13 protein-coding genes are annotated in these 12,168 nt (G+C 64.6%); 5 read left to right on the top strand and 8 right to left on the bottom strand.

Going from position 1 to position 12,168, the window contains the following annotated elements; genetic code table 11:
• Positions 1–43: 43 nt before the first annotated feature.
• From BLV20_RS07395 to dinG, 3 genes are all read right to left on the bottom strand, one after another.
• Positions 44–1,189 carry a serine hydrolase domain-containing protein gene (locus BLV20_RS07395; RefSeq protein ID WP_092299118.1) on the bottom strand — a complete coding sequence of 382 codons (1,146 nt, stop codon included), beginning with the start codon at positions 1,187–1,189 and terminating at the stop codon, positions 44–46.
• Between the two features lie 207 nt (positions 1,190–1,396).
• Positions 1,397–3,817, bottom strand: coding sequence for a beta-galactosidase (locus BLV20_RS07400; RefSeq protein ID WP_092299121.1), 2,421 nt, complete (start codon positions 3,815–3,817; stop codon positions 1,397–1,399).
• A 95-nt stretch (positions 3,818–3,912) separates the two neighbouring features.
• Positions 3,913–6,057 carry an ATP-dependent DNA helicase DinG gene (gene dinG, locus BLV20_RS07405; RefSeq protein WP_092299124.1) on the bottom strand — a complete coding sequence of 715 codons (2,145 nt, stop codon included), beginning with the start codon at positions 6,055–6,057 and terminating at the stop codon, positions 3,913–3,915.
• 99 nt (positions 6,058–6,156) lie between these two features.
• Here dinG and BLV20_RS07410 point away from each other — a divergent pair, with 99 nt between their 5' ends.
• Entirely contained in the window at positions 6,157–6,621 is a 465-nt protein-coding gene (locus BLV20_RS07410) for a CopD family protein (protein ID WP_092299127.1), read from the top strand.
• Positions 6,622–6,738: 117 nt separating this feature from the next.
• Here the strand turns inward: BLV20_RS07410 and BLV20_RS07415 are convergent, their stop codons facing one another.
• The 4 genes from BLV20_RS07415 to BLV20_RS07430 form a co-directional block, all read right to left on the bottom strand.
• Positions 6,739–7,497: a hypothetical protein gene (locus BLV20_RS07415; RefSeq protein WP_092299130.1), complete on the bottom strand. Its 759-nt coding sequence runs from the start codon at positions 7,495–7,497 to the stop codon at positions 6,739–6,741.
• Entirely contained in the window at positions 7,490–7,768 is a 279-nt protein-coding gene (locus BLV20_RS07420) for a DUF1145 domain-containing protein (RefSeq protein WP_092299133.1), read from the bottom strand. Before BLV20_RS07420 ends, BLV20_RS07415 begins: the two co-directional genes overlap by 8 nt.
• A gap of 128 nt (positions 7,769–7,896) precedes the next feature.
• A complete protein-coding gene (locus BLV20_RS07425) occupies positions 7,897–8,616 on the bottom strand; it encodes a PA1041 family peptidoglycan-binding anchor lipoprotein (RefSeq protein ID WP_092299136.1) in 720 nt (239 codons plus the stop codon).
• Positions 8,617–8,718: 102 nt separating this feature from the next.
• Complete coding sequence (locus BLV20_RS07430) at positions 8,719–9,411, bottom strand: PA1041 family peptidoglycan-binding anchor lipoprotein (protein ID WP_092299139.1); 693 nt, start codon at positions 9,409–9,411, stop codon at positions 8,719–8,721.
• A gap of 195 nt (positions 9,412–9,606) precedes the next feature.
• Here BLV20_RS07430 and BLV20_RS07435 point away from each other — a divergent pair, with 195 nt between their 5' ends.
• The 4 genes from BLV20_RS07435 (at position 9,607) to BLV20_RS07450 (ending at position 11,348) form a co-directional block, all read left to right on the top strand.
• On the top strand, positions 9,607–10,104 hold the full coding sequence (locus BLV20_RS07435) for a DUF6231 family protein (protein WP_092299142.1): 498 nt from the start codon (positions 9,607–9,609) through the stop codon (positions 10,102–10,104).
• 4 nt (positions 10,105–10,108) lie between these two features.
• Entirely contained in the window at positions 10,109–10,585 is a 477-nt protein-coding gene (locus BLV20_RS07440) for a YchJ family protein (protein ID WP_092299145.1), read from the top strand.
• Between the two features lie 71 nt (positions 10,586–10,656).
• On the top strand, positions 10,657–11,151 hold the full coding sequence (locus tag BLV20_RS07445) for an LEA/WHy family protein (protein WP_092299147.1): 495 nt from the start codon (positions 10,657–10,659) through the stop codon (positions 11,149–11,151).
• Complete coding sequence (locus BLV20_RS07450; protein ID WP_007923047.1) at positions 11,148–11,348, top strand: SEC-C metal-binding domain-containing protein; 201 nt, start codon at positions 11,148–11,150, stop codon at positions 11,346–11,348. Before BLV20_RS07445 ends, BLV20_RS07450 begins: the two co-directional genes overlap by 4 nt.
• Before the next feature lie 108 nt (positions 11,349–11,456).
• Here BLV20_RS07450 and BLV20_RS07455 read toward each other — a convergent pair whose 3' ends face one another.
• Positions 11,457–12,017: a cysteine hydrolase family protein gene (locus BLV20_RS07455; RefSeq protein ID WP_092299150.1), complete on the bottom strand. Its 561-nt coding sequence runs from the start codon at positions 12,015–12,017 to the stop codon at positions 11,457–11,459.
• Between the last annotated feature and the right edge of the window lie 151 nt (positions 12,018–12,168).

Here is a 12,168-nt window from a genome sequence, read left to right on the forward strand (position 1 = left end):
TTTTACTCATGTTTAAGCAAAAAAAACCCTGCCAGCAACTTTTTTACAGACAATCCGACAAAACTCTCACCAACTTCTGCGCTCTTGGATCCATAAGTACGTAAGGGCCCAAGGTATTAGTGACAAAACCGAAAGCCACATCGTATTCGGGGTCGGCAAAACCGACGGAGCCGCCGGCTCCCGGATGGCCGAACGCCCGTGGACCGAGGCCGAACGTGGCGTTGGCCACCTGCGGCTGGTCAAGCATGCATCCCAGGCCGAAACGGGTCTGGGTCAACAACGTCTTGTCCATGCCGACGCTGTGCTCGCGAGTCAACTCTTCGAGCATGTCCGCTTCCAGCAAGCTGCCATCGAGCAGGCCGCTGTAGAACCCGGCCAGGCTGCGGGCATTGCCATGGCCGTTGGCCGCAGGCTGTTGCATGCGCCGCCATTCCGGCTTGTTGGTGCTGGTCATGATCGATGGCGGGTTGGTGAATGCGCGGGTGGTCATGGCGGTGGGCTCGCGCATGGTCACTTGCAACAGGCGCTGCGCGGCCGCATCGCCGACATTGCCCTTGCCCCGGGCGATATGTGCCACGCGGTAAAACTCCTCGTCGGCCAGGCCGACATGGAAGTCCAGCCCCAGCGGTCTGGCGACGCGCGCCACGATCGACTCGCCGGGACCGCGGCCATCGGCCCGGCGCAGCAGTTCGCCCACCAGCCAGCCGTAGGTAATAGCGGCATAACCGTGCCCCTCGCCCGGCGTCCACCAAGGAGCCTCTGCCGCCAGGGCATCGACCATGGTTTGCCAGTCGTAGAGCGCTTCCGGCGCCAGCAGCTCACGCAACGCCGGCAGCCCGGCCTGATGGCAGAGCAACTGACGCAGGGTGATCGCTTCCTTGCCGGCCGCGGCAAACTCAGGCCAATACCGGGCCACCGGCGCGTCCAATTGCAGTTTGCCTTCGGCCACCAATTGCAGGGCGGTGACCGCGGTGAAGGTCTTGGTGCAGGAAAACAGGTTGGCAATGGTATCGCTGTGCCAGGCCTCGCTGCCGTCCTTGTCGGCGGTGCCGCCCCAGAGATCGAGCACGGTTTCGCCGCCGACCTGGATGCACAACGCCGCGCCACGCTCTTGGGGATCGTCGAAGAGTGCTGCGAAAGCTTCGCGCACCGCCTCGAATTTAAGTTCGTAATGACCCTGAATCTGCACCCGTAACTCCCCCGGACCATGCTCTACAAAGTGGTGCGCATTGTTCCAGCCCTTGAGGGTTTTGGGAACAGAAGCACGTCCGGCGATACAGCACCGGAAGAATTGTTCAGAAATCGCCGGAGTTGCTTACGGCGCGGGCAGGCCGCCCCCGATGCGTGAGAGCGGAGACCGGGGCGCGACTAGCCGCCTAAAGGCCTGATCCTGCGATCAGTGGCCATTTCCCGAATGGTCGCCCGCAGCGCCGTTGCCCTGCCCCGCGCCTTCGTCGTCATGGCCCGACTTGCCAGCGTCGGCGGCCTTGTCGGCCTCTGCCTGGGCCTTGTCGGCTTCCTTGGCCAACCGGTCGAGGGCCTGCAAGTTGCTCTTGCGCACGCTGTCGACAAAACCCTGGAACGGCACGTCGGTGATGCCCACCAGGCCGAAATGGCCGTTCTCGCCGTCCAGCAGACGCCCGGTGACCGGTTGATCGAGGTACTGGAACCAGTGCACGCCGACAATCGACGGCTCGTTCAGCGCCTGCTTGAGGAACTGGCCATAGGCCGGGCCGCGATCTTCCTCCCGCGCCAGCTCGGTCACACCGCCCCAGAACGGGCCGCGATCGCGCGAGCCGAAGTTGAACTCGGTAATCAGCACCGGTTTGTCCAGCGCGCTCAGGCCGGCGAAGTCATAACCGTCCTGCGGCTTGAGGGTGTACAGGTTGAAACTCAACACATCGCAATACTGTGCACAGGAAGCCACGGCCTCGGGGGTGCTGATGGCGAAGCGCCCGCCCAGCAGCAGGTGGTTCGGCGCGTGCCATTTCAGCGAATCGGAAATGGTCTTGAAGTAAGTGTCGGCAAATACCTTCTGGAAGTACTTGAAGTCGGCTTCGATCTCCGGATGTTCCGGGCTGGGCAACGGCGGCTCGAAGCCCGGGTCTTCCATCAGTTCCCAGGCCGTCAGGTCGATGCCCCAGGCCTTCGACAGGCCCGCCTGGTTTCGGTACTTGTCGCGCAGCTGCTTGAGGAATGCGCGCTTGGCCGGCACGTCGGTGGTCATGCGCAACGTGCCGTAGGCCAGGGCGTAACGCGCCTTGGGGTCCTCGCCGGGGCCAGCCCAGGCCAGTTCGTTGTCGGCGAAGTAGCCGATCAGCCATGGGTCGTCGCGATGATCGCGGGCGGCAATGGCCACGGCGCGCTCGGTGGCCATGGCGAAACGCGGATCGAACGGGTCGGGCATGCCGCCCCACCAGTCGGTGCCGGTACTGATGCTCGCGTAGTCGCCGACGATCGACAGCGGCAAGGTGTAGGGCACGCGGTCGTTCAGGCCCAGTGCCGGCGCGCTCCAGTTGCCTAGGGTGTTGAAGCCCCAGGCTTGCAGGCGATCCAGGGTATGGGTGGCCCAGCGTTGCTGGTCCAGGGCTACGGCCGGGCACGTTGCCGCGGCTGACGGCTCGGCGTCCTGCGCGGCCTGGGCCTGGGCCTGGGCGGCATCAGCCTTGGCGGCGTCCGCCACGCCAGCCCGGGTTTCGCTGCCCGGCAGGCAGGGCACGCCATAGGTGCGCTGCAGGTTGGCGCCATAGAAGTCATACCAGCGACCGGCGTTGTAGGCGCGGCCCCGGTCAGCGCCATTGCCGCCACGGTTGTCGCCCTCGCCGTAATAGCCCGCCAGCGGCTCGTCGGCGCTGGGCAATGCGGAAAACATCCACTCACGGCCGGCGACATAGGTCTGGCTGCTATCCGCCGCGACCGCATTGACCCCCAGGGAATAAAACGGATGCCCTTGCGGCGTCACCAGGTACCAGCGACCGTGGCGTTTCTCGGTGCGAAAGAAACCGCTGGCCTTGAAGGTTGGCCCCTTGCTCCAGCCTCCGTAGGTATCCAGGGAGGCACGCTCGCGCTCGGCCAGCCAGTTTTTCAGTTGTTGCTGTTCCTTGGCCGCGGCGGCCTTGAGCTGTTCGTCGTTGGTGACTTTCTCCGGCCAGTTGGCTCGGGTCGACTGGCCGTAGGCATCCACCAGGCCACCGTAGGCCGCCTTGAGCGCCATTTCGCCGTCCTGCACGCCAAAACGCTCGAGCAGGATGCTCTGGGCGGCTTTCGGCTGGTCCATGGACAACGTCACCGAGACCACCTGGCTGCGGTCCAGCTCGCCTTCGCTGCTGGCCAGCAGCACGCGCTGGCCTTCGAAGGTTATGGGCATCGGCGGGCCGGCCTTCATGCCCTGGCTCAGCGGCGAACTGGCGACCAGCGGCACCAGCAGGGTCTGTGCCGGGCCGGCCGGCAGATCGATACGGCTGACCAGGGTCTTGCCGTTATTGCTCTGGATCTTCACGTACAGGGTCAGGGCCCAGTTCATCGCACTCTGGATACGCAGGCTCATGACGCCGGACTGCGACCAGTCCCAGGCACCGCTCTGCGGGGTCAGGCGCAAGCTGGGGTGAAGCGCTGGATTGAAGGTCACCCGGCGCAGTACTTCGCCTTCGGCTGTCTGCTCTGCGTTGGATTGCGGCAGGCTGGCATCCACTGTCGTCACCTGCACCACATCGGCAGGCCGGACAAAGTTGAACAGCGTCTGCTGCCCTGCCGGCGCGGCGAACAACGGCGTGGCGAACAACAGGGCGAAGACAGCGGGTAACGAACGGCGAATCATAGGGACCGGGTGCTCCTTAACGACCGATGAGCGGCCTGTGTGCAGTCAGGGACATGAAAAATAGACAACGCGACCGGCCCACTGGCCGGTCGCATTCAGGAAATTTCCCGACGAAATGGCGGCAAGGCGTTGAGGATAGCCTTGCCATAACGCTGGGTGACCAGGCGCCGGTCCAGCAGGGTGATGGTGCCGCGGTCCTGTTCGGTACGCAGCAGGCGACCGCAGGCCTGGACCAGCTTGAGCGAGGCGTCCGGCACCGAGATTTCCATGAACGGGTTGCCGCCCCTGGCTTCGATCCACTCAGCCAGCGCAGCTTCCACCGGATCGTCCGGCACCGAGAACGGGATCTTGGCGATCACCACGTGCTCGCAGTAGGCGCCGGGCAGGTCCACGCCCTCGGCGAAGCTGGCCAGGCCGAACAGCACGCTGGAGTCGCCGCCATCGACCCGCGCCTTGTGCTTGTTCAGGGTTTCCTGTTTCGACAGGTTGCCTTGAATGAACACCTGCTTGCGCCAGTCGCGATCGAGGCCGTCGAACACGTCCTGCATCTGTTTGCGCGACGAGAACAGCACCAGGGTGCCGCGCGAACCTTCCACCAGTTCCGGCAGGTCGCGGATGATCGCCGCGGTATGGGCCGGCGCGTCCCGCGGGTCGGCGCGCAAGTCGGGAACCCGCAGCACCCCGGCATCGGCGTGATGGAAGGGGCTGGGCACCACCGCCGTCACGGCCTTTTTCGGCAGCCCGGCACGCATGCGGAAACGGTCGAAAGTGCCCAGGGCGGTCAGGGTGGCGGAGGTCACGAGCGCGCCATAGGCCACGTTCCACAGGTTGCGACGCAGCATTTCGGCAGCGAGGATCGGGCTGGCGTTGACCTCGATGTCGAACAGCGAACCGCTTTCCGCCAGGGTCAGCCAACGCGCCATCGGCGGGTTGTCCTCCGGGTCTTCGGTGGTGAAGGCGGTCCACAGTTCCCAGTTGCCCGACGCGCGGGACAACAGGCTGCCGAACAGCGGGTACCACTCTTCGGCCTGGTTGCTGGCGATGCCGATGTTGACCTCGCCGTCCATGCCTTCCTTGAGCAGGTCGGTCAGGCGGGTGAACAGGTCGGTCAGGCGCGAGAAGCCTTTTTTCAGCTCGATGCCCATCTCCCGCATATGGTCGGGGATCACCCCGCCGACGAAACGATGGCGCGGCCGCTCGCGGCCCTCCATGTCTTCGCCGGTCTTGAAGTCGGCCAGTTGCTCGCAGGCGGTGAACATGAACTGTTGCTGGGTCTTGATCTCGCGCGCCAGCTCCGGCACTTGCTCGATCAGCTTGCCCAGGTCGCCCGGCAGCGGGTGCTGAGCCAGCAGTTTGGTGAGGTTCTTGGCGGTCTGCTCCAGCCAGTCGGCGGTGGAGCGCAGGCGAGTGTAATGGGCGAAGTGGCCGATGGCCTTGTCCGGCAGGTGGTGGCCTTCGTCGAACACATAGAGGGTGTCGCGCGGGTCAGGCAGCACCGCGCCACCGCCCAGGGCCAGGTCGGCCAGGACCATGTCATGGTTGGTGACAATCACGTCGACCTTGCCCATGCCTTCGCGGGCCTTGTAGAAGGCGCACTGGCCGAAGTTCGGGCAATGACGGTTGGTGCACTGGCTGTGGTCGGTGGTCAGGCGCGCCCAGTCGGCGTCTTCCAGGGCGGTGGGCCAGCTGTCGCGATCGCCGTCCCATTTATTGCCGGCGAGCTTCTCGATCATGCTGGTGAACAGCTTCTGGCTGGCCTCATCGACCTCGATCTTGAAGCCTTCTTCTTCGAACAGCTGGGCGGTGGCGGTTTGCGCATGGCCTTCCTGCAGCAGCATGTCGAGCTTGGACAGGCACATGTAGCGGCCCCGGCCCTTGGCCAGGGAGAAGGTGAAGTTCAGCCCGCTGTTGCGCATCAGGTCGGGCAGGTCCTTGTAGACGATCTGTTCCTGCAGGGCGACGGTGGCGGTGGCGATCACCAGGCGCTTGCCGGCGGCCTTGGCGGTCGGAATCGCGGCCAGGCTGTAGGCCACTGTCTTGCCGGTACCGGTGCCGGCTTCCACGGCCACCACGGCCGGGTCGCCGGAACGCCGGCCTTCGTCGTCGGTATCGATATCACCCAGTACCTTGGCGACTTCGGCGATCATCAGGCGCTGGCCGTAACGCGGCTTCAGGCTCTTGGCTTCGAGAAAACGCGAGTAAGCGCCCTGGATCGTGGTTTTGAGTTCGTTGCTGATCATGGTTCTTCGGGCGCGAGAAACGCTGGATAAATTTTCAGTGGTTCGGATCGGCCGCTATCATACCCCGCTAATTCATCCCGCGCAGAACGGAGTACCCGAATGACAGCCTTTGCCCTTGCCTACACCCTGCATGTCCTGGCCGCCCTGGTCTGGGTCGGCGGCATGTTTTTCGCCTGGATGGTGCTGCGCCCGGCGGCGGTGGCAGCCCTGGAGGGGCCGGCACGCTTGAAGCTGTGGGCAGAAGTCTTCCCACGGTTTTTCGTCTGGGTCTGGGTCGCGGTGGTGCTGTTGCCGATCAGCGGCGTCGGCCTGATCCACCTGCGCTTCAGCGGCTTCGAGACCGCGCCGCGCTATGTGCAGGTGATGATGGGCCTGTATGTGGTGATGACCGCGCTGTTTATCCGGATCCAGTCGTTGCAACTGCCAGCGCTGCGCCAGGCGGTGGCAGCCGAAGACTGGCCGACAGGGGCCGCGACCCTGGGCAATATTCGGAAACTGGTTGGGATCAATCTGATCATCGGCCTGTTGCTGGTGGCCGTGGCGGCGGCCAGGCCGATGTTCTGAGGCGAATAGCGGAAAGGGCTTCGCGGGCAAGCCTCGCTCCTACAAGGTTGTGCTGTCCGTAGGAGCGAGGCTTGCCCGCGATAGCGTCAGAATCAGCACCGCCTGTTCGAAGACCGCCTACAGGCGTTGCACGGTTACCGAACCCGCGGGGCCTGCCGGCCCTGGATGGCCTTCGGCGCCAGGTCGGCCGCTCTTGCCGCCGTCGGCACGGTAAACCAGGCAACCCTTGGATTTGCCCCCTGCCCCGGGTTTTCCACCGGCGCCGGCCAGACCGCCGGCCCCGCCATCGACCCAGACCTTGATCTGCTCTGCCGGGTAATCGCGCGGCAACTCGACCCGCACCTGGGCGCCCGCCGCCCCCGGCTGGCCGTCACCACCGTTGTCACCGTCGGCGCCACGCCCGGCCTGGCCCCAGGTGCAGCCCGGCTCCTCGCCGTTGGCGCCATCGAGGCCGACATAACCCGGCGCACCGCTGCCGCCGCGCGCATCCACCGAAAGCTCCGCGGCCTGCAGCGAGGCGATGCGCAGGTTGAGGTTGCGCCCCGGCCGGGCCGCCTTCTGGTAAGTCCCGGGAGCCCCGCGGGAGGTGATCTGGCTGCCGGCATCCAGGTCGGCACGATCGACGTTCAATTGCAGGCCTTGTTCACCCGGCACGATCGTGATCCGCGCCTCGCGCCCCAGGCGCAACTCGCCGACCTTGACCTCGGTGACATTCGACGGAATCAGCAAGGTGCCGTAGTCGGCCACCTCCAGGCGTTCCAGTTGCAGGTTGCTGGTGGTGTTGGGCAGGCGCATCAGGGAGTTGGTCTCGACCGTCACCACCTGGGCCTGGGCCAGTGGGCTGCACAATGCCGCGAGCAGGCAGAGCTTACGCATGAGCGGCCTCCACAGGCTTCGCCGCCTTGAAGGTTTGCAAGTGGAAAATGCCGGTCAGGAGAATTTGCAGGCGGTCTCGCCAAGGGTGGGCGCGGCCCTTGAGACTGCCGTTGAACAACAGCAGCTCCATCAGGTGGGTCAGCAGCAACAGGCTGCCTGCCAGGTTGATCAACAGATGGATCGGATTGATCAGCGGGCTGACCAGATTGATCAGCACCAACACCCAGAACAACAGCGTCAACAACTTGCCCAGCCCCCAAAACACCTTCATATGCCCCCCTTTGCGAGTTTTTCTTTGCGCGCACAGTAACGACTTCGGCGAGGGATAAGCCAGAGGGCGGCGAAAATTCTCCCGCCGCCCCTGCCATGCCGTCGCCTCGGCGATCCGGCGTCGGTGCATCAGCGCTGAATGTGCAGCTCCACCCGACGGTTCTGCGCCCGCCCTTCTTCGGTGGCGTTATCGGCGACCGGCTCGCTCTCGCCCTTGCCCTGGCTGGTCAGCTTGTCCGGCGCCAGGCCCTGGCTCAGGAGAAAGGCGGCAACGCTGCTGGCGCGGCGTTCGGACAGCCGCTGGTTGTATTCATCGGTGCCTTGGCTGTCGGTGTGGCCGATGACCTTGATGCTCATCACATCGGCGCCCTGCAACTTGGCCAGCAACCCCTGCAACTGGCTTTGCGCTTGCGGGGTCAGCTCCGCCGAGTCGAAGGCAAACATCACATCGCCCTGGTCGCTGAGGGTGATGACCTCCGATTGCGGCATGGGCTCGACCGCGGGCGCGGCGGGGTATTGCGGCAAAGGGCAGCCACGGTTGTCGACCGGGGTATTGGCCGGAGTATCCGCGCAGCGGTCACGGCGGTCGAATACGCCGTCATCGTCCTCGTCGCCATCCTGGGCGTAGCAGATCAAACCACCGGTCACCAGGCCGAGTGCCGCGCCACCCGCAGCCCAGCCACTGCTTTCAATGGCGCCCAGGCCACCGCCCACCAGGCCGCCGAGCAGGCTGCAGATTGGCCACGTACGCTGGTTGAGGGGGGCGGTGCCGTCGCTGTGGGTAGCGCAGCCTGTGAGCAGGCTGCCGAGCAGTAGAACCGGCAAGGCGGCTCGCGAGAGAAGACTCATCATGAATGCTCCTGTGTCACCGGCCCATACCGGTCACACAGGAGTAAAGACCCGCATGGGCGGCTGCACAAGCCGCCCATACCAGGCAATCACGCCGGGCAATCAGCGGTTGATTTTGATTTCCGTGCGCCGGTTCATCGCGCGGCCGTCGGCCGTCTTGTTATCGGCGACCGGTTGGCTCTCGCCGGCACCGACCACCGAGACGAAACTGCTGCGCGGTACGCCTGCGCTGATCAGGTATTCGGTCACCGATTGCGCGCGTTTTTCCGAGAGCCGCTGGTTGTAGGCATCGCTGCCCACGCTGTCGGTGTGCCCGGTCACCTGCAGTTGCGCGCTCGGCGCTTCCTGCTTCAGGCGGGTGGCGATGGTGTCGAGCTTGGCCTTGTCGGCGGCGGTCAGCCTGGCCGAGTCGAATTCGAAATGCACATCGCGGATGACGATGGTTTCCTCCTTGACCACCATTACCTCCTCGACCACGGCCACCGGCTCCGGTGGGCAACCGTTGGCGTCCACCTGCACGCCTTTAGGCGTGCCCGGGCACTTGTCGCGACTGTCCGGCACGCCGTCGCCGTCCTCGTCGCCATCGCCGTGCACCCAGCAATAACCGGCCGCGACACCCGCTCCCAGCAAGGCGCCGTATCCCGCCCAGGATGAGCTTTCAATCGCGCCCAATGCAGCCCCACCGACACCCCCGAAAGCCGCGCAGGTCGGCCAATCGGTTTTCTGCAAACCTGCGCAACCAGTCAACACACTGGTTAGCAGAACCAAAGGTAATGCTGTCCGAACTATGCTCATCTAGTTTTCTCCTGAGGGAATCGGCTTAGAACCGATTGGGGGAGTAAAGACCCGGCTTTAAATCTCCGCCAGCCCGGCGCCGGCACGCGGCGCTGGCGGATGGGCCCGGGAGCGCCTGTCATTTCAGACAAAACGGCTCTAGGCCCGCGGGTCCGGGCAGGCTAGTCTTGGCCACTTCAAGAGTGAGGAACTTCGATGACCGTAGCCATTTCTTCGCGCACGCCCCAGCAGGCCCTGGCCGCCTTGCTCGACCGCTACGCCCCGCAACAACTGCTGCTGATCGGTGCCAGCGGGTTTCCGGCCCTGGAAGCGTTTCGCCAGGCACACCCCGAGACCGTCATTGCCCAGGCCGCGCCCGGCCCATTGCCGACGGAGCTGGCGGCGCGCCGTTTCGACCTGGCGCTGGCGGTCGACTGCCTGGAGCATCTGCCCAAGCGCGACGGCCTGAACCTGCTCGGCGGGATCCGCAACCTCAACGCCAGCCGCATCGCGGTGCTGGCCGACCTGGATGCCTGCGACTGGAAGGAGACCGACTTTTTCTCCCTGGCCCTGCAAGCCAGCGAACGCTTCCAGCGTGACGAACAGGTCCTGACCCTGTTCACCTACGATCTGCTTGAATACAAACAAGTGCCCGACTGGCTCAACTCCAGGTTCTGGGCGAATCCGGAAAACTTCGGAAAGTATTGGTGGTAATGCAATGAGTACTTCTATTTGTCCCTGCGGCAGCGGCAACCTGCTGGACGCCTGCTGCGGCCACTACCACGCCGGCCACCCCGCGCCTTGCGCCGAGGCGCTGATGCGCTCGCGCTACAGCGCCTACGTGCTGGGCCTGGTGGATTATCTGGTGGCCACCACGCTGCCAGCGCAACAGGCCGGGCTGGACCGTCAGTCCATCAGCGACTGGAGCGCGCAAAGCACCTGGCTGGGCCTGGAAGTCGAAAGCTCGGAAGTCTTCGGCGGCCAGCCGGAGCACGCCTTCGTCACCTTTACCGCGCGCTGGCATGACAGCAACGGCGAGCACAGCCATCGCGAACGCTCGTCCTTTGTGCAAAACAACGGGCACTGGTATTTCATCGACCCGACCGTGCAGCTCAAGGCCGGCCGCAACGACGCTTGCCCCTGCGCCAGCGGGCAGAAATTCAAGAAGTGCTGCGCCAGCTACTTCGCCAGCTGACTCCCCGCGCCTGAGCCCTCCATCGCCTGCGCTCCAGCGTTGCTAGACTGGAGTTCAAACGGAGGAACGCCATGGTCGTTCAGCTGCGCGCACTACGAACCCTCGGACTGCTTACGGCGCTGGCGCTTTCGGGCTGCGCCTCATGGTTCGCCGACGACACCCTCGACCCGCAGGTGCACCTGGTCAAGGTCGAGGTGATCAAGGCCAATATGCTGGAGCAGCGCCTGCGCCTGCATTTTCGGATCGACAATCCCAACGATGCCGACCTGACCGTCCGCGCCCTGGAATACCGGGTGCATCTGGGCGACCAGTTGCTGGCGGAGGGCGAGCACGAGCATTGGTTCACCATCGGCCCCAAGCACAGCGCCTATTTCAAGGTTCCCGTGCGCACCAACCTGTGGCCGCAAGTGCGCCAGGTGATGAAATGGCTGAAGGAACCGCAGCGACCGATTCCCTATCGCCTGGAAGGTTTGCTGGAAACCGGATTATTCATCGGCCATGACGTGCACCAGGCGCGCAAAGGCGAGATAATTCCCGCCGATTTTATTCCGGAGCAACTTCAATGACCCAGCAACCCCATGTCCATGGCCCTGACTGCAACCACGATCATGACCACCACGATCACGACCACGGCCATGTTCACGGTCCGCATTGCAACCACGCTCACCAGGAGCCGGTGCGCAACGCCCTGAAAGACGTCGGCCGCAACGACCCTTGCCCATGCGGCAGCAGCAAGAAATTCAAGAAGTGCCACGGCGCCTGATGCCGTAAAGCCCTGCCTTTATCTTCTGTAGGAGCGAAGCTTGCTCGCGATGCAGGCGCCTCGGACCTTGCGGTGCCAAGACGTTCTGATCGCGAGCAAGCTTCGCTCCTACGGGGCTTTGGGCAGAATCTGTTTGCTCGTGGTCACCGTCGCGTACTCGCCATGCAGATTGCCCAGCGACATGGCATGCACCTCCTCGGCGCTGCGGGGCTGGCCAAAAAAGTCGGCCTTGTCGAAGGTGTAGCAGGCGTCTTCCACCACCCAGGTGTCGAACCCCAGGTTGCCGGCGGTGCGCGCCGTCGACTCCACCGAGTTGTGGGTCGCCACGCCGACGATCACCAACTGGCCGATCCCGGCCTTGCGCAAGTCGGCCTCCAGGGTCGTGGCGCAAAAGGCATCCGGCACTTGCTTGTGGATCACCGCCTCGCCGTCCTGCGGCATGAACCGCTGCTGAAACTCCACTCCCGATTGCCCCGGCCAGAACACCGACTGCTCGCTGCGCGACAGGTGCTGCACATGCACCCGCGGCCGCGCCGTCTGGCGCCAGTAAGCCAGCAATTGGGCGATACGCTCCTCGGCCTCGGGGTTGTTACGCCGCCCGAGCCTGGGGTGCAGGATGCCCTTTTGCTGGTCGATCAGGATCAGCGCCGCATTTGCCTGAAGCTCCATGCTGACATTTCTCATATCGGGTCATTGAATGGTGCGCACTTCAACATTCCCTCTGTCGACAGGCAAGCCGCAGAACATGACCGAATACGCGGCTTCAAGCACATTCTCGATCGCCCGGCGCCCGCGCGCGCCCATGCCCGGCTGGCGCAGG

Source organism: Pseudomonas sp. NFIX28, assembly GCF_900107395.1.
In the GTDB taxonomy this organism is placed as follows: Bacteria; Pseudomonadota; Gammaproteobacteria; order Pseudomonadales; family Pseudomonadaceae; genus Aquipseudomonas.